This window comes from Streptomyces gilvosporeus, from assembly GCF_002082195.1.
Taxonomy (GTDB): domain Bacteria; phylum Actinomycetota; class Actinomycetes; order Streptomycetales; family Streptomycetaceae; genus Streptomyces; species Streptomyces gilvosporeus.
The window spans coordinates 5,588,307-5,605,805 of sequence record NZ_CP020569.1; the positions used below are offsets into that span (position 1 = coordinate 5,588,307).

The 17,499-nt window shown below is 71.8% G+C and carries 14 protein-coding genes and 1 riboswitch; of the genes, 9 read left to right on the forward strand and 5 right to left on the reverse strand.

Going from position 1 to position 17,499, the window contains the following annotated elements:
* Window positions 1–75: 75 nt before the first annotated feature.
* The gene (locus B1H19_RS25035; protein WP_083107016.1) at window positions 76–834 is read right to left on the reverse strand and encodes a bestrophin-like domain; all 759 of its coding nucleotides are present in this window, start codon (window positions 832–834) and stop codon (window positions 76–78) included.
* On the opposite strand from B1H19_RS25035, the gene B1H19_RS39340 reads away from it, so the two are divergent.
* From B1H19_RS39340 to B1H19_RS25050, 3 genes are all read left to right on the forward strand, one after another.
* Window positions 833–1,276: a hypothetical protein gene (locus B1H19_RS39340; RefSeq protein WP_083107017.1), complete on the forward strand. Its 444-nt coding sequence runs from the start codon at window positions 833–835 to the stop codon at window positions 1,274–1,276. The two genes, B1H19_RS25035 and B1H19_RS39340, sit on opposite strands and share 2 nt — an antisense overlap.
* Window positions 1,277–2,034: 758 nt before the next feature.
* Window positions 2,035–3,315, forward strand: coding sequence for a hypothetical protein (locus B1H19_RS25045; RefSeq protein WP_083107018.1), 1,281 nt, complete (start codon window positions 2,035–2,037; stop codon window positions 3,313–3,315).
* Between the two features lie 204 nt (window positions 3,316–3,519).
* The gene (locus B1H19_RS25050; protein WP_083107019.1) at window positions 3,520–4,059 is read left to right on the forward strand and encodes a TQO small subunit DoxD; all 540 of its coding nucleotides are present in this window, start codon (window positions 3,520–3,522) and stop codon (window positions 4,057–4,059) included.
* An 80-nt stretch (window positions 4,060–4,139) separates the two neighbouring features.
* Here the strand turns inward: B1H19_RS25050 and B1H19_RS25055 are convergent, their stop codons facing one another.
* Entirely contained in the window at window positions 4,140–4,346 is a 207-nt protein-coding gene (locus B1H19_RS25055; RefSeq protein WP_083107020.1) for a hypothetical protein, read from the reverse strand.
* Window positions 4,343–5,770 (reverse strand): PspC domain-containing protein, encoded by a 1,428-nt coding sequence (locus B1H19_RS25060; RefSeq protein ID WP_083107021.1) that lies wholly within the window; start codon window positions 5,768–5,770, stop codon window positions 4,343–4,345. The genes B1H19_RS25055 and B1H19_RS25060 overlap by 4 nt, the downstream gene beginning before the upstream one ends.
* A 322-nt stretch (window positions 5,771–6,092) precedes the next feature.
* On the opposite strand from B1H19_RS25060, the gene B1H19_RS25065 reads away from it, so the two are divergent.
* From B1H19_RS25065 to B1H19_RS25080, 4 genes are all read left to right on the forward strand, one after another.
* A complete protein-coding gene (locus B1H19_RS25065; protein ID WP_083107022.1) occupies window positions 6,093–7,793 on the forward strand; it encodes a serine/threonine-protein kinase in 1,701 nt (566 codons plus the stop codon).
* A 126-nt stretch (window positions 7,794–7,919) separates the two neighbouring features.
* A complete protein-coding gene (locus B1H19_RS25070) occupies window positions 7,920–9,251 on the forward strand; it encodes an ATP-binding protein (protein WP_083109858.1) in 1,332 nt (443 codons plus the stop codon).
* Between the two features lie 126 nt (window positions 9,252–9,377).
* A complete protein-coding gene (locus B1H19_RS25075; protein WP_083107023.1) occupies window positions 9,378–10,112 on the forward strand; it encodes a LuxR C-terminal-related transcriptional regulator in 735 nt (244 codons plus the stop codon).
* A gap of 272 nt (window positions 10,113–10,384) precedes the next feature.
* Window positions 10,385–11,509: an alpha/beta hydrolase gene (locus B1H19_RS25080; protein ID WP_083107024.1), complete on the forward strand. Its 1,125-nt coding sequence runs from the start codon at window positions 10,385–10,387 to the stop codon at window positions 11,507–11,509.
* A gap of 30 nt (window positions 11,510–11,539) precedes the next feature.
* On the opposite strand, the gene B1H19_RS25085 is transcribed toward B1H19_RS25080, so the two are convergent.
* On the reverse strand, window positions 11,540–12,592 hold the full coding sequence (locus tag B1H19_RS25085) for a C40 family peptidase (RefSeq protein WP_083107025.1): 1,053 nt from the start codon (window positions 12,590–12,592) through the stop codon (window positions 11,540–11,542).
* Window positions 12,593–12,813: 221 nt separating this feature from the next.
* Between B1H19_RS25085 and B1H19_RS25090 the strand changes: the two genes are divergently transcribed.
* Window positions 12,814–13,167 (forward strand): hypothetical protein, encoded by a 354-nt coding sequence (locus B1H19_RS25090; RefSeq protein ID WP_083107026.1) that lies wholly within the window; start codon window positions 12,814–12,816, stop codon window positions 13,165–13,167.
* A gap of 126 nt (window positions 13,168–13,293) precedes the next feature.
* Here B1H19_RS25090 and B1H19_RS25095 read toward each other — a convergent pair whose 3' ends face one another.
* Complete coding sequence (locus B1H19_RS25095; protein ID WP_083107027.1) at window positions 13,294–14,418, reverse strand: C40 family peptidase; 1,125 nt, start codon at window positions 14,416–14,418, stop codon at window positions 13,294–13,296.
* An 8-nt stretch (window positions 14,419–14,426) separates the two neighbouring features.
* A riboswitch (cyclic di-AMP (ydaO/yuaA leader) is annotated at window positions 14,427–14,596 on the reverse strand.
* Between the two features lie 396 nt (window positions 14,597–14,992).
* Here B1H19_RS25095 and pcrA point away from each other — a divergent pair.
* Complete coding sequence (pcrA, locus tag B1H19_RS25100; RefSeq protein ID WP_083107028.1) at window positions 14,993–17,476, forward strand: DNA helicase PcrA; 2,484 nt, start codon at window positions 14,993–14,995, stop codon at window positions 17,474–17,476.
* The last annotated feature ends 23 nt before the right edge of the window (window positions 17,477–17,499 follow it).

Genomic DNA, 17,499 nt, shown 5'->3' on the forward strand with positions numbered 1-17,499 from the left:
TGCGGCCGGGTGCGGACCGCAGGGCGCCGGTGCACGGCCCGCGCCTCCTCCTCGACGCGCGGGTGCGGGAACGCTCTACACGTGGGGGAAGAGGTCCGTGAACGCTCCCGACCCGGTCGAGATCGCCCTGCTGAACGGCGCGTCGAAGTCCCACACCAGGAACAGCAGGAAGGCGATCAGCGCGCTGAAGAGCGCCGCCATCAGCAGCTCGCGTGCCGAACGCCGGATCTGCAGGGTGAAGATCAGGCCGATGGTGACGGCGGCCCCGGCGATCAGCCCGAACCACACCACCCCCGGCAGCGTCGAACCGGCCGCATCCGCACGGTTGTTGCGGGCGTCGTCGGCCACCCCGACCTGGTCCACGAGGGGCTGGTAGGACTGCCCTTCGTAGTCGTTGCGGGGGTGGTAGCCGATGACGTCGGAGCGGACCTTGGCCAGCAGGTCCGTACCGCGCTGGGTGAGCCGCTGCTGCTCGGTCATCACCGGCCATTCCTTGTGGACGATGTAGCCGACATAGGCGTCGACGTCCGATCGGATACGGTCCCGCACCGGCGGCGGATACGCCGCCACCCGCGTGCTGACCTCGTGCAACGCCTGCGCCTCGGTCCGCACGGTGTCCTCCGCGGCGCTACGGGCCTCCCAGACGCCGGCGATGGCCAGGCCCAGGACGATGGCGTAGACCACGCCCACCATCATCGTCATGTACTCGATGACGTCGGGCGTTTCGGACGGGTCGTCGTCCGCGCCGATCCGGCGCTGTTTGAGGACCGTGATGGCCAGGACGACGCCGCAGACGGCGGCCATGGCGATGGTCAGTACCAGCCATTGCGACATGGATACCTCCTACGAGGAGCGGCGTCCGGACGAGCCGGACGAGGTGCTCGAACGGGGACGGAGCGCGGCGCCGGCCAGTACGGCCGGGGCGGTGACCAGCAGGGTCCGGGTCACCATCGAGTGCCTGGGGTGGGGTTTGTGGGCCACCGTGGGGCGGGTGTGCGGCAGCACGGGCGGGGGTGGTGCCGGGGCCTGCTCGGGCGTTGCCTTCGGGGACGGCGGCGGGGGCGGGGGCGGTGGCGTCGGCCGCGGAGGTGGGGGCGGCTCCGGCGTGGGCGTCGGCCTGGGCGCCGGGGGTGAGGGTGGGGCGATGCGTGGCCTGGGCGGCGGGGCAGGCGGGCGCGGCCGGTGCGTCGGGGTGGCCTTCGTACAGGGGAAGTGCCAGCCGCGCGGCATCGGCCAGGTGGTCGGTACGTCGATGTCCGGGCCGGTCCCGGCGTAGGCGCAGGTGTCGCCGTGGGCGTGGACTGTGATGGAGGTGTAGGTGTCACGGGTGGGGTGGTTGGGGCTGACGGGGGTGTCGTGGTGAGCGATGCGGTCGTGAATGAGGCGGTCGTGAGCGCTGGCTGAGGGTGCCGGGATCGCCAGTACGGCGATTCCGAAGGGCACGGTGAACGCGGCCGCCGCGAGACCTGCGGCGAACCGGCGTGATCGTTCTATTTCCCACACGACGGAGAGCCTGCACGTCCGGGGCGTGGCTCAGCCGTCACAGGGCTCCGGTTCCCTCGAAGGGGGTAAGTGCGGCATATGCGGCTGTAGTTGGGCGTGCGCGACGGAAGGGCGGGAGGGGGGAATTGTGGTGTGTACGGGGCGCCTGGGGGTTTGTCTGCGGGTTGCCTCTGGGGCGCATTCGGGTTGGCTACGGGGCGTCTACGGGGCGTACGGGTCGTCTACAGGGCTCGCGTACGGGTCGGGTGCGGGGCGCGAACGGGCCCCGTATGCGCCTTACGCGAGCCTTGCGCGAGCCGAGTGCGCGTCTTGTGCGGGTCTCGCGCGCCGTCCTGCTCCGGCGTCAACCTTCGGCGGGCCGTGCCACCCGGCCCCCAACTGGCCGTTTGGTGGGCGTCCCCGCCATCTGGGGCACAATTCCCCTTCAGGAATGACAAGTTGATGATGACCCCGGTCGGTGGGCGAGCCGGGTGCGGGTCATGACGATCACGATCACGACGGTGATGACGATGGTGCGGGGCGGTAGCGGACGTGTCTGTTGAGGCGGCGGGCAGGGTAGCCGGAACGGGCGGGCCGGAAGGGGGCGGGGCCTGCCTGTGCGGGCGGTGTCCGCACGGCGCCCGCGCGGGGCACCGGCAGGCGGTCGCCGCGTTTGTCGCGCTGCGCGAGGAATTCGCCGCCGGGCGCGGCGTACCGGCCGGACTCGCGCATTCCGCCGGAGCCGCCCGTCAGTGGGTCTCCGATGAACTCACCCTGTCCGCACGGACGTTGGCCGAACGCGCCGCCGCCGAGGGGGTCGCCTGGCTGGCGGCCGTCCAGCGGCGGACCGTGCCGGCGCTGTGGGCCGCGGTGGCCGCGCTGCTGCTCGGGCAGGCGCTGACCGCTGTCGGCTCGGGCTGGACCTCGGCCCGTACGGCGGGGCTGATAGCCGCCGTACTGCTCGCCCTCGCCCTGACGGTCGCGGCCTGGCGGCACGGCGCACAGGGCGGCGTGCTGGCCCCGCTGATCGGCGAGGACCGGCGGCTGTCGGCCTCGCGGGCGGTCGCGGCGGGATGGGTGGTCGTGGTGCTGTACGCGGTGCTGACGGCGGCCGCCCGGCTGGCGGTGGCGGGCTCCGGAGCGCGCCACCGCGCCGTCCGGCTCCTCGAACTCCCGCATGGCTCGGGCCTGTTGGCGGCCCTGCTCCTCGGGTGCGCGGTGGCGGTGCTGGGGCACGCCCTGGTGACCGTACGGGTGCGGGCGGGGCGGCTGCAGAAGGTGCCCGCCGACCGGCCGCGGGCCGTCGATCTGCTGGCCGACGACGCGGGGCGCGGCAGCTTCCCCGGCGCGCAGTATGTGCTGGTCAACGCGGCGGTGGCGGCGTATGCGCTGGTGTACCTGGCGCGGCAGCCCGGCCGACTGCCGGATCTGCCCTGGGGGTTGGTGGCACTTCTGCTGCTCTCCGGTGTCACCTATCTGGCCGGGACGGCGGTGCCGGGCGGCCGGCCGGTCATTCTGTCGGTCGTCCGCTCCCGGGAGCTCGGCGCTCTCGCGGCGCCCATCCGTACCGGTGAGGACATCGAGATCCGTGGCACCGGCTTCGTCCCGCCGGGCGCCGGGACGCCGGACCGGCTGGCCCGTACCGTCGTACGGATCGGGGCGGTGCATGTGCCGGTGCCCCTGGTCCCGGTGGCGGGCGGCTTCGCCAATCCGTCGGACGGCGTGCTGACCGTGCCGGTGCCGGTGGATGTGGAACCGGGTCAGGTGGAGGTGCGGGTGGTGACGGCCGCGGGGGTGGAGACCGAGGGGTACCTGATCGAGGTGCAGGAGTAGACGGGGCGACCGGGGGCCGGGAGGCGGTGGGCCGGTCCGGTCCGGGAGCCGGCGGGTACCGAGGTCCGTGATGAGGCCGGGGCGCCGTGAGGTCATCCGCAGGTCATCGGTTGAATCCGATACGTATGTGCGTACGTACCTCCCCAGGAGGCGAGGGCGCGGGCACAATCGTCTGCGCTCGGTGCCAACGGAGAGGCGGACGTCATGGTGCACGCGAATCGTACGGTCGGTGCCGATCTGGGCGGTGTCGGCGGCTCCGGTACCGGGGCGCGGGGGATGCTCGCGCGCCATGCGCTGCTTCCGTTGCGGCTCTTCCTGGGCGTCACCTTCGTCTATGCGGGACTGGACAAGCTGACGGACTCCGGCTTTCTGGCGGCCCGCGGATCGGGCTCGCTCGGGGCGCTGCTGACCCAGGTGCACGACACGGCGGCGCTGCCGCTGCTGGTGGATCTGGCCCAGAAGAGCCCAGTCGGTTTCGGCTATGCCATCGCCATCGGGGAGTTGGCGGTGGGCGTCGGGACGCTCGTCGGGCTGCTGGGCCGGCTGGCGGCCTGCGGCGGCGCGCTGATCTCGCTGACGCTGTGGCTGACGGTCAGCTGGTCGACCGTGCCGTACTACTACGGCAATGACCTCGCCTACCTCATGGCCTGGATCCCGCTGGTGCTGGCGGGCACGCCGAGGTACTCGCTGGATGCGGCGCTGCGGAGCCGGCGTCAGCGCCACGGGGCCCAGTTGTTCGGGTGAGTTGTCCCGGTCGGTCGTCCGGGTGAGCCGTCCGGCCCGTGGGGGAGGCCGCGCGGTGGGTGCGGTGGGCGCGTTGGCCATCAGGTGTCCTCCGGCCTGCGGTAGCGGGCGGCGGCCCGTACGGCGGCGGTGATGCCGGAGAGGAACAGGCCCGCGGGGACGGCGAGGAGGAGCCCGGGGCCCGGGGCGTGCCAGATGCCGAGGGCGTCGAGGCCGTACCCCACGCCTACGGAGAGGGCGGCGACGCCCGAGATCAGCCGGGCCGGTTCGAAGGGGTGGTGCTTCATGAGGCGGCTCCCCGGGGGGCGGTCGGCACCGTCGACGGCACGGCGGTGGGGGTGGCGTTGCGCAGCTCGACCTGACCGGCGCCCATGGAGAGCTCCAGGTCCAGCTTTCCGTGCGGCTTCTCGCCCTTTTTGAGGCCGGTGGCGGGCAGGATGATCGTGCGCTGCCGACCGCCGAGGGAGATATGCGCCTGGTGCGGGGCGTCGCCGGGCAGACGGAGATTGCCCAGGCCCATCGACACATGGGCGGTCGTGGTGACGCCCGGCGGCAGCGTCACCTGGAGCCGGCCGGCGCCGACGTCCGCGCTCGCGTAGACGGTGCGCCCGCCCTTGAGCGACAGGCCGCTGAGGTCCAGCCGCGCGTCGCCGGAGCCGACGTGGTAATTCGGCTGGACGGCGGCGGCGCTGGTGGGAGCCCAGGTGCTCCGCTGCCACTCGGCGGTGAGGGTGTCGGGCAGGACGGTCGCGGCCGCGAGCATCAGGGTCGTGACGACGACCATGAAGACCGTGCCGCCGCCCGTCCGCCCGAACCAGGCGCTGAGCACCAGGCCGAGGCCGAAGACGACCAGCGCGCAGCTCAGCCCGGCTTGGAGGGAGTTGGTGAAGGTTTCGTGCCGGACGGCGGCGGTGTAGGCGGCCGCGCCCGCGACCATCGCCAGCAGGAACGTCCAGCCGCCTATCGACGGTCCCTTGCGCACGGCGCGGCGCGGGGGGCGGTCGGGGGCGGCCGCGGGCGGGCGGGCCCCGGCAGACCATGCGTCGTGCGGCCCGGGTTTTACGGTCCGGCCGTGCTCGAAGTCGTAGGTGAGGTCGAGCGGGAGGGTCTCGGGGCCCCAGAGATAGGGCGGCCGCGAGGTCTCTAGGGAGCGCGGGTCGCGCCACCAGGACGGGCTGTTCGGCGCGGGCGGCGCCTGGGTCTCGGGCGGGGCGTCGGCGACGGCCTGGGCGGTCGCGGCGCCCATCGACCCCGGGCCCTCGGTCTCCACCCGGTGCCGCTGGCGCGACCAGTAGGCCGAACCGGCCACCGCCAGCGTCAGCATGATGACGAAGGACAGCACGCTGCCCTTGCCGACGGTCGTCAGGAACAGGCCGCAGCCGACCAGTGCGAACAGCAGCGCCGTCAGGGCGCTGCCCTCGACCCGGCCGGAGAGCAGCCGGCGGCCTTCGTTCTCGTCCTCGCCGTCGAGGGGGATGAGCAGCCAGGCGAAGCCGTACGCGATCAGGCCGATGCCGCTGGCGACCGTGAGGACGGCCAGCACGATACGGAAGATCACCGGGTCGAGATCCCACTGGCGGCCCAGCCCGCCGCACACCCCGGCGACCACCTTGTGCCGCCGGCTGCGGCGCAGCGGCGGAGGCGGGGTGGGGCCGGCGGGGTCGGAGGGCGCGGAGGCCGTCGGCTCCTCGGCGGGGGCTGCTTCGTTCATGGACACATGGTGACAAGGGCAGGGGAGTCCCGGCATCCGTGGAAACCCTGGCTGATCCCTGAGATCGACCCTGAGGTCTGCCCTGAGACCGGCCCTGAGGTCGGCCCGCGCCCCACAAGTGAGGTCGGCCCGCGCCCCACCACACCGGCCCGCGGGTCGGTTTTTCCGGGCCGTTCGTGCCGTCCCAATACTAGTAAATCCCCCGAGACCCCCCGTGGAGCGGAAATTGAGCCGCCGACGGGCGGCAGGCGGGGGCCGATTCGCTGCCGCCGGAGACTATCGTTGCGCCCGGGATGGGTACGGGTTTCCGAAGGGGCGTGCGGTGACGGAGGCGGCGTCGGTGGACGAGGGGCGACTGGTCGCCGGGAGATATCGACTGGTCGAACGGATAGGCAGAGGCGGGATGGGCACCGTCTGGCGAGCCAGGGACGAACTCCTCGGGCGCCAGGTCGCGGTCAAGCGTCTGCATGTCTCGCCCCAGCTGGACCAGGACGAACTCGCCACCCGGTACGAGCGCACCACCCGCGAGGCGCAGGCCGCGGCCCGTATCAACCATCCGAACGTGGTGGGCGTGCACGACGTCGTCGACGACGCCGGACTGCCGTGCATCGTCATGGAGTACGTCCCCTCCTCGACGCTCGGCGACGCCATCAAGGAGGAGGCGCAGGCGAGCCGTTCGCTGTCCCCCAGGGAGGCCGCGCGCATCGGGCGCGGCATGATCGCGGCGTTGCGTGCCGCCCACTCGGCCGGGGTGCTGCACCGCGACGTCAAACCGGGCAATGTGCTGCTCGGCGAGGACGGCCGGGTCGTGCTCACCGACTTCGGGATCGCCGTCGCCTCCGGGACGTCCACGCTCACCAAGACCGGCGAGCTGGTGGGCTCCATCGACTACTTGGCGCCCGAGCGGGTCAAGGGCGGCACCCCGGGGCCCGCGTCGGACCTGTGGGCGCTGGGGGCGACGCTCTATCAGGCCGTCGAGGGACGGCCCCCTTTCCGCAAGACCACCGCGGTGGAGACGGCGTATTCCATCGCGATGGACCCGCTGGAGCCGCCGCGCAACGCGGGGGCGCTGACGTCGCTGATCGAGGCGCTGCTGGCCAAGGAGCCGGAGGACCGGCCGTCGGCCGAGGTCGTCGAGCAGGCGCTGCGGGCGGCGGAGTCGGAAGTGGAGACGGCGCTGCTGGGACGCGGGGCGCTCTACCCCGGTGATGCGACCGCTGACCGGGCCGTCGGCGGATCCGGACACGGTGCGACGACGGCGGCCGACAGGACGCGGCTGTCCACCCGTCAGGCGTCGTGGTCCCCCGAGGACGCCTCGCCCACCGGGTCAACGGCCGTACCGGACGCCCCTACGGGTGCCGTGGTCCGGCCCCCGACGGGACGCCGTCGCGCCGTCGTCTGGGGCGTGGTGAGCGCCCTCGCCGTCATGGCCCTTGCGGGCGGCGTGCTCTACGTGACGGGGCAGCTGGACTCGTCGAAGGACCAGGCTTCGGACAATCCGCCCGCGCACCAGGGGGCCTCCGCAAAGCCGAAGCCGAAGCCGCGCCCCACCCCGGCCAAACTGCCGCCCACCCCGGCCGGGTACCACCGCGTCACGGAAAAGGCGCTCGGTGTCTCCTTCCCCGTGCCCGACGGCTGGCGGCGGCTCTCCAAGCCGCCCAACGAGGTCGACTACATCGACCCCACCGGGCTGGTGAACCTGAAGATCAGCGTGCTGGACTTCGCGAGCCCGGACCAGGTCCAGCACTTCGAGCAGGTCGAGCAGCAGTTTCAGGCGAACCAGGCCAAGGACGGCCACAGCTACGAGCGGATGCGGCTCCAGGAGACCACCTTCCGCGGTGAACCGGCAGCCATCTGGGAACTGCGGTTCCAGGGCTCGGTGCGCGAATTCCGTGCCGCGGACCTCGGGTTCGGGCGCGAGGGCAGTAACGAGTACGCCATCTATGTGTCCGCGCCGGACGCCAAATGGGCGCAGTACCAGCCCGTCTTCACCGCCGTGCGCGACGGCTTCAGCTACAAGTAGCCCCCGTGCGGGCCCCGGCACCCCGACGCGGGCCCGCCGACCCTGAGGAACCCCGACACGATTTCCGGGTCTGATCAGGGTCGACCCTGATGTCGTAGGCCCGCGCGGCGTGTGAACATCAAAGGCATGACCACCGCACCGCCCCGCGCCGGGACGCACTACGCCCCGGCGCCGGACCCCGAAGAACCGCCCGTGCGCAAGCTCTACCGCAGCGCCGACGGGCGGCTGCTCGGTGGCGTGGCGCGCGGCCTCGCCGGGCATCTGGGACTGCCGGTCTCCTGGGTGCGGATCGTGTTCGTGGCGCTCTTCATGGCCGACGGCCTGGGCGCCGTGCTCTATGCCGCGTTCTGGTTCTTCGTGCCGCTGGGCGTCGGGGGAGTGGAGGCGCGGCGGCCCGCGGCGGGCGAGGGCAGACGCCGGAGGGCGGTCCGCCGGCCCGACAAGGGCCAGGTCTTCGCGCTGATCGCGCTGCTGGCCGGCGCCTCGATCGTGGCCTCCCGATTCCAGCTGGGCCAGGCCAACGGCTACCTCTGGCCGGTGCTGCTCATCGGCGCAGGCGTCGCCCTGGTGTGGCGCCAGGCGGACAACGCCCGCCGCGCCCAGTGGCTGGAGATCGGCCGCCGCAAGGGCGTGCTGCCGGTGCTGCGCGGCGCGGCCGGAGTGGCGCTGGTCGGCCTGGGCGTGACGGGCATCGTCGTGCTCCAGGGCTCGGTGCGGCATCTCGGTTCGGTGCTCCAGGCCGCGCTCGCCGTCGTCGTCGGCATAGCGCTGCTGGCCGGCCCGTATCTCGTACGGATCATGCAGGACCTCTCCGAGGAACGGCTGATGCGCATCCGCGCCCAGGAGCGCGCCGAGGTCGCCGCCCACGTCCACGACTCCGTGCTGCACACCCTCACGCTGATCCAGCGCAGCGCCGACGACCCCCGCGAGGTGGCCCGCCTCGCTCGCGCCCAGGAGCGCGAGCTGCGTGCCTGGCTCTACAAGCCCGAGGGCCGCGGCAAGGAGGAGGACGAGGAACCGCAGACCGTGGCGGAGGCGGTGCGCAAGGCCGCCGCCGAGGTGGAGGACCACCACGGCGTCCCGATAGAGGTGGTGGTCGTCGGCGACTGCCCGCTCGACGAAGGGCTGGCCGCCCAGATGCAAGCCGCACGCGAGGCGATGGTCAATGCCGCCAAGTACGGTGGCGAGGGCGGCGCGGTGCAGGTGTTTGCCGAGGTGGAGGGCCGTACGGTCTTCGTCTCGGTGCGCGACCGCGGCCCCGGATTCGACCTCGACGCGGTCCCCTCCGACCGGATGGGCGTACGGGAATCCATCATCGGCCGGATGGAGCGCAACGGCGGGACCGCCCGGCTGCGCTCGGCGCCCGAGGGCGGCACGGTCGTCGAGCTGGAGATGGAGCGCAGGGAGAGCAAGGACGGCAAGGAAAGCGGGGAGCGCAACGAGGGCGGGGGCGGGTGAGGGGCCAGGAGAGGCCGGGAGCGACGGGGCGGCGCCCGTGGGCCCTGCGGTGGCCGCCGGGCACTCCGGGCGCGAGATCATGACGATGCGGGACCGAGCAGACACCGAGGGACGGACGGACACCATATGAGCAGCGACGACGCCCAGCAGGGGCAGGCACCGCAGAGCGGCGCGGATCAGGCCGGTGCGGCGGGCGAGGAGCGGACCGTACGGGTCGTGCTGGTCGATGACCACCGGATGTTCCGTACGGGCGTCCAGGCCGAGATCGGCGTGACCGAGCGCACCCGCGTCGAGGTGGTCGGGGAGGCCGCCGACGTCGACCAGGCCGTCACCGTCATCACCGCCACCCGCCCCGAGGTCGTCCTGCTGGACGTCCACCTCCCGGGCGGCGGCGGCGTCGAGGTGCTGCGCCGCAGCGCCACGATGATGGCCGACCCCGAGCGCCCGGTGCGCTTTCTCGCCCTGTCCGTCTCCGACGCGGCCGAGGACGTGATCGGTGTCATCCGGGGCGGTGCCCGTGGCTATGTGACCAAGACGATCACCGGTACGGACCTGGTCAACGCCATTTTCCGGGTCGCCGACGGCGATGCGGTCTTCTCCCCGCGGCTGGCCGGATTCGTCCTGGACGCCTTCGCCTCGACGGACGCCCCGCCGGTCGACGAGGCCCTGGACTGCCTCACCCAGCGTGAACGCGAGGTGCTGCGGCTGATCGCGCGGGGCTATGCGTACAAGGAGGTCGGCAAGCAGCTGTTCATCTCCGTGAAGACGGTGGAATCGCATGTGTCGGCGGTGCTGCGCAAGCTCCAGCTGTCCAACCGGAGCGAGCTGACGCGCTGGGCGGCGGCCCGCCGGCTGGTCTGAGAGCCGACGCACGAGGGGCGTGCCGGGATGACGTGCGGGGCGTACCAGGCGCCGCACCGAGTCGCCGTGCCGAGATATCGACATGAGGCGCAACGAGGTGTCGCAAAAAGAGGTGTCGTAAAGAAGGACCAAAGACGGGCAACCAGGACCGCGTAGATCGCCATCTAAGGGCGCGGAGAGGCTCACTGCCGGAGGCGGGGCCAGAACCACGGGGCCACCACAGGCACCCCACCCCCAGTCCTTCGTGTCACTGTCCTGGAAGCGAGTTCTTGATGAGCCTGACGGGCACGCCCTTCTTTCTCACTGCCCTCCTGCTTCTGATAGTCGCCGTCGTCCTGCCGCTCGGCGTATGGGGACGGATATCCGGGCCGCCGGCGGTCCGCGTCCTGGCCCGCCTGCTGATGCTGCTGTTTGCCCAGGCCACCGCCATCACCGTGGTCTTCGTCCTGGTCAACAACGCCAACAACCTCTACGACAACTGGGGCGATCTGCTCGGCACCGACAATCACGTCCAGGCGGCGAAGGACCTCGGCCCGGACGGCATGGGCGGCCAGAAGCTCAAGAACGAGCCCAAGCAGATCCAGCAGTTCCGCCCGGCGGACGACCCGCGGGTGGGCCCCGGCGTGAAGATGACCGATCTGACCGGCCGGATATCCGGCGTCAGCGGCGAGGTCTACGTCTGGCTGCCGCCGCAGTACGACGACCCCGCCTACCAGCACAAGAAGTTCCCGGTGGTCGAGGTGCTGCCCGGCTACCCCGGCTCGGCGAAGGCGTGGTTCGGCGCGCTGCACGTCGGCGAGCAACTGCGCCCCCTGATGCAGCGCGGCGAGATCAAGCCGTTCATCCTGGTGGCCCCGCGGACGACGATCCTGACCGGCGCCGACACCGGATGCGCCAACATCCCCGGCAAGGTCAACGCCGACAGCTGGCTGAGCGTCGACGTACGCCAGATGGTCATCGACAACTTCCGCGCCGGCGACAAGGCGCACTCCTGGTCGCTGGCGGGCTATTCGGCGGGCGCGCACTGCGCCGCCAAACTGGCCCTCGCCCACCCGGACCGCTATCGCGCCGCCGTCGCCATGTCCGGCTACAACGACCCGAAGCTGGAGCCCGATTCGCTCGCCGGCAAGGACCCGAAGCTGCGCGCCGCGAACAACCCGCTGAACATCCTCAAGGCCGCCAACGCCGCCGGGCACCCGCCCCGGACCGCGCTGTTCGTCTCGGGCGCGGCGGGCGATGGCTACCAGGCCGGCATCGGGCTCAAGCAGCTGGCGAAGCGTCCGACGACCGTGACGGTGCAGCTGATCCCCATGAACGCGGGCGGCCACACCACGGCCGTGTGGCGAACCCAAGTGCCGGAGATCTTCCGGTGGTTGGGGAAGGAGGTCAGGGCGTAGGCACGCACCGCGGCCGGGGCGCGGCCCCGGTCACGCGGGGCGGGTGGCCGCCGCGAACGGCATCTCGTCGATGGGGGCGATACGCACCGGCGCGCCCGGGTGCGGTGCGTGGATCATCTTGCCGTCGCCGACATAGAGGCCCACATGGCTGATGCCGGAGTAGAAGAACACCAGGTCACCGGGGGCGAGTTCGGAGCGGTCGACGCGTCGGCCGGAGCCGATCTGGGTGTAGGTCGTCCGGGGCAGCGCGACGCCGCCGGACTTCCAGGCGGCCTGGGTCAGGCCCGAGCAGTCGAACGCGGCGGGGCCGGTCGCGCCCCACACGTACGGTTTGCCCAGCGCGGCGTAGGCGAAGGAGACGGCGCGGGCGGCGCGGGATCCGGCGGCCTTGGGGCCCGCCGAGGCGCCGTCGCCCACCAACGGGGCCGGCACGTCGTCCCGTGACGGGCCCGTGGGCGACATCTGCCGCCGCTGTTCCTCCGTCAGCCGGTCGAGCAGCGCCTCGGCGGCGTCCAGCTTCCGCACGATGGTGATCCGCTCCCGCCGCAGCGCGCCCTCGGTGCGTTCCAGCCGCTCGGCGGTGACATGGGCGCGGTCGCGGACCTGGCGGATGCTGCCGAGCCGGCGTGCGAATCCGGCCACCGCGTTCGCCTGGTGGCTGCCGGCGCGCTCCAGGACCGTGGCGCCGTCCAGATAGCGCTGCGGGTCGGCGGACAGCATCAGCCGTACGGTCGGGTCCACGCCGCCGGAGCGGTACTGGTTCGCGGCCATGGTGCCCAGCTCGGCCTTGGCGGCGTTGAGTTTCCGGGTCCGGCGGGCGGCCTCGTCCTGGAGCCGGGACAGTTCCGCGCGGGCGGTGTCGGCCTCTTCCTTGGCGCCGTTGTAGTGCTGCGTGGCCACCTCTGCCTCCTGGTACAGCGCGTCGATCCGGCCCTTGACCTGGGCGGGAGTGGGGCGGGCAGCGGCCTGGCCGGTGCCGTTGAGGACGCCGACCCCGGCGACGCCGGCCAGGGCCAGCGCGGCGGCCCGGCGGGCCCCGCGGTGCTGTCTGGTCTTGCGGTGCGACGCCACTGTGGCCGTCACTTCCTTCCGTACCAACCGGGTGTCGACGCCAGGACGCTAAACCTGCACGTCACGGGGGTGCGCCCAGTTGGCAGGAAGTGGTTGATTTCGATCGGGGGTGACGGCTCGATGACCGCATATCCGCCATCGACAGGTCCCGGACCGGCCCGGCCTGACCGATGCGGTGATTACGGGCGCCCTGCCGGAAGGTGCGTGATATGCGGCGGATACGATCCCGCACTATGGACGTAGTAACCAATTTCTTCGTCGGCCTGCACATCATCGGTATCGCCTCCCTCCTGGGCGGCTTCCTGACCCAGATGAAGGCGATGAGCGCGGGGACGGCCCGCTTCGTGCCGGCCATGCTGCACGGTGCGCTGACGATGCTGGTCACCGGCATCGTCCTGGTCGGGCTGAACCAGGCCCAGGACCACCCCCTCAACAACATCAAGATCGGCATCAAGATGGCCGTCCTGGTGGTGATCCTCGCGCTGGTCTACGTCAAGCGGGACGACGAGCAGATCGCCAAGCCGCTCTTCGGCGCGGTCGGCGGGCTCACGATGGCGAACATCTTCATCGCGGTGCTCTGGACCTGAGCCTCGGGCCATGCCCGGGTGCCCCGCACCCGCCCCCGTAATACGGCCGTGTGAACGGCTCACCGCGCGGACGTCGCCGACAGGACGACCGCGCGGTGGTGTGTGTGGCGGGGGCACCTGCCCCGGTCAGGACGGCCGCACGCTGCCGTAGATCGGGTTCACATAGATCGACTCGATGCGGACGCTCGCGCCCGGGTGCGGCGCGTGGACCATCATCCCGTTGCCGATGTACATCCCGACGTGGCTGATGTCGTTGAAGAAGAACACCAGGTCGCCGGGCTGGAGGTCGCTGGTGGCCACCCGCTGGCCGACCTTGACCTGATCCCAGGTCGTCCGGGGCAGATCGACCCCGGCCGCCTTGTACGCCGCCTGGGTCAGGCCGGAGCAGTCGTACGACGAGGGGCCCGTCGCGCCCCAGACGTACGGCTTGCCTATCTGGGCGCGGGCGAAGGCGAGGGCCTTGGCGGCCTTGGAGGACTCCGTGCTCCCGCCGGTCTGGCCCCCGGTGCTGGTGCCGCCGCCGTTCTGCTGCTGCTGACGCTCGCGCTCCTGCTGCTGCCGCGCGGCCTCCTCGGCCTTGCGCTTGGCGGCCGCCTCCTTCTGGCGCTCCAGTTCCGCCAGTCGCGCCTTCTCCTGCGCGGTCAGCCGGGACAGCAGCCGTTGGGTTTCGGCCAGTTTGGTCTGGACGGAGCGCTTGGACGCCTGGAGCGACGTCTGCGTCGTCTGCAACTGCTCCAGGCTCCGGCTCGCCTCGGCCCGCTGCCGGGCGGCGGACGCGGCCTGGTGCTCGTAGTCGGTGACCGCCGCCTGCTGCCGCCCCGTCAGCCGCTCCATCAGATGCGTGCGGTCGAAGAACTCCTGCGGGTCCTTGGCGAGCATCAGCTGTGCCGTGGGGTCCATCCCGCCGGTGCGGTACTGCGCCGAGGCGAAGGTGCCCAGCTCGCGCCGGGACTGGTTCATCTGCTCCGCGCGCTTGGCCGCGGCGTCGAGGAGATGGTTGACGGTGGTGCGCTGCTGGTCGACGCGCTCCTTGGCGGCGTTGTACTTCTGGGTGGCCACCTCGGCCTGCCGGTAGAGGTCGTCGACCTGCTGCTTGACCTTTTCGATGCTGGGCCGCGGCGCGCTGGGGGCGGCCTGGGCGGACTGCGAGAGCAGGGTGACCGACGCGAGCGCGGCGGTGGTGAGCCCGGCCGCCGTACGGCTTTGGGATGTGGTGAGAACGCGGGTGCGCGGCTTGCGGTGCGACGCCAAGGCCGGCGACTCCTTCCGTGGACCGCCTACCGGGTTAGCTGTCGGGTTCGGGCGGTGTCGCTGACGGAAGGCTTGCCCTACGGTCGCTGCGTCCGCCACTGGCGGCCGCACCGACCGATTCACCCCGGTGGAACGTGTGGGTCCCCGGCTCCGGCCAGGGACCCAGGGGTGTGGATCGTCCGGCGCGTCTGGACTCGGCGGAGGCGGCCCGTGCCGGTGCTTTCACCGACGGCGTACGAGCCGCCCGAGCGAGCACCGTAGCCAACTCGTGTGGCTCCTGTGAAGGCTGATGTTCGATATGCCCGAAACCTTTTCGTGACCTGTGCACGGGAGGCCGTTTCCTACGAACGGGTGCCGTCGTTCCGCGCGAGCGGAGACCCGAGCGGAGACCGCTGTCCCGGAACGGCGATGACGCTCCCTCCGGCAGGGAATCCGGCGGGAATGCGGCAGAGAATGCGGCGGGGAATTCCGGCCGGGGCACGGGGCCGGAATCCGCGCCCCGATCCCGTCCTCGCCCCCGGATCCCCGGACGCGGCGGCGCGCTGTCAGTGCGGCGGCCTAGACTCGGTGGGCGATGAGCAGCCTCTTTGACGACAGCTTCCTGGCGGATCTCGGCCCCAAGGGCGAGGACGAGCACCCTCCGCCTCCCGAGGACGAGCACGGCCCGGCCCCGGAGGAGATCCCCGCCGACCTCTTCGGCGGCCGATACGACGCGCCGGTGCCCCATGAGGCGTACTACCGCGACGGCGCCGCCCGCCCCGCCGTCGACCCGGCCGCGCTGCTCGACGGGCTCAACGACGAGCAGAAGGCTGCCGTGGTGCATCACGGCAGCCCGCTGCTGATCGTCGCCGGCGCCGGGTCCGGCAAGACCCGGGTGCTCACCCACCGCATCGCCCATCTGCTCGCCGAGCGCCACGTCCACCCCGGCCAGATCCTCGCGATCACCTTCACCAACAAGGCCGCGGGCGAGATGAAGGAGCGCGTGGAGGACCTGGTCGGCCCGCGCGCCCACGCCATGTGGGTCTCCACCTTCCACAGCGCCTGCGTCCGCATCCTGCGCCGCGAGTCCAAGAAGCTGGGCTTCACGTCGTCCTTCTCGATCTACGACGCGGCCGACTCCAAGCGCCTGATGGCCCTGGTCTGCCGCGACCTCGATCTGGACCCCAAGCGCTTCCCGCCCAAGTCCTTCAGCGCCAAGATCTCCAACCTCAAGAACGAGCTCATCGACGAGGAGACCTTCGCCGGGACCGCGGCCGACGGTTTCGAGAAGACCCTGGCCGAGGCGTATGCGATGTACCAGGCGCGGCTGCGCGAGGCCAACGCCCTGGACTTCGACGACATCATCATGACGACGGTCAACCTGCTCCAGGCCTTCCCGGATGTCGCCGAGCACTACCGCCGCCGCTTCCGCCACGTCCTGGTGGACGAGTACCAGGACACCAACCACGCCCAGTACACCCTCGTCCGCGAACTGGTCGGCCCGGGCACGGCCGAGGTGCCCGCCGCCGAGCTGTGCGTGGTGGGCGACGCCGACCAGTCGATCTACGCCTTCCGCGGCGCCACCATCCGCAACATCCTCCAGTTCGAGGAGGACTACCCGGACGCGACCACGATCCTCCTGGAGCAGAACTACCGCTCCAGCCAGACGATCCTGTCGGCCGCCAACGCCGTCATCGAGCGCAACGAGAACCGCCGCCCCAAGAACCTCTGGACGGACGCCGGCGCCGGACCCAAGATCACCGGCTATGTCGCGGACACCGAGCACGACGAGGCGCAGTTCGTCGCCGACGAGATCGACCGGCTGGCGGACGCGAGCAGCGCCAAGGCCGGCGACGTCGCCGTCTTCTACCGCACCAACGCCCAGTCCCGTGTCTTCGAAGAGATCTTCATCCGGGTCGGGCTGCCCTACAAGGTCGTCGGCGGTGTGCGCTTCTACGAGCGCAAGGAGGTCCGCGACGTCCTCGCGTATCTGCGGGTGCTCGCCAACCCCGAGGACAGCGTCCCGCTGCGCCGGATCCTCAACGTCCCCAAGCGCGGCATCGGCGAGCGCGCCGAGGCCATGATCGACGCCCTCTCCTCCCGCGAGAAGATCACCTTCCCGCAGGCGCTGCGCCGCGTGGACGAGGCCTACGGCATGGCCGCCCGCTCCGCCAACGCCGTCAAGCGCTTCAACGTCCTGATGGAAGAGCTGCGGACGATCGTCGAGTCCGGCGCAGGGCCCGCCACCATCCTGGAAGCCGTCCTGGAGCGCACGGGCTATCTCGCCGAGCTCCAGTCCTCCACCGACCCGCAGGACGAGACCCGCATCGAGAACCTCCAGGAACTCGCCTCGGTGGCCCTGGAGTTCGAGCAGGAGCGGGGAGAGGAAAATCCCGGCACGCTCTCCGACTTCCTGGAGCAGGTCGCGCTGGTCGCCGACTCCGACCAGATCCCCGACGAGGACGAAGAGGGCACCGGCGTCATCACGCTCATGACCCTCCACACCGCCAAGGGCCTGGAATTCCCGGTCGTCTTCCTGACCGGCATGGAGGACGGCGTCTTCCCGCATATGCGCGCACTGGGCCAGACCAAGGAGCTGGAGGAGGAGCGCCGGCTTGCCTATGTGGGCATCACCCGCGCCCGCGAGCGGCTCTACCTCACCCGCTCCACGATGCGCAGCGCCTGGGGCCAGCCCTCGTACAACCCGCCCTCGCGGTTCCTGGAGGAGATCCCGGACGACTTCGTGGAGTGGAAGCGTACGGGGCCCGCGACGCCGTCCGCCTCGATGGGCGGGCTGTCGTCGCGCGGCGGTGGCACCGGTGGCGGCTTCGGCGGGGGCATCGGGTCCTCGCTGTCCTCGTCGCGCGCCAAGGGGCCGAGCGGCTTCGCCACCCGCCGCGCCGCGGACCGTCAGGTGGTCTCGCTGGCCGTGGGCGACCGCGTCACCCACGACAGCTTCGGCCTGGGTACGGTCGTCGGCGTCAAGGGCAGCGGCGACAACGCCGAGGCGACCATCGACTTCGGCGGCGAGAAGCCCAAGCGGCTGCTGCTGCGGTATGCGCCGGTGGAGAAGCTGTAACGGCGTGCCCGCCGGGGCGGGCG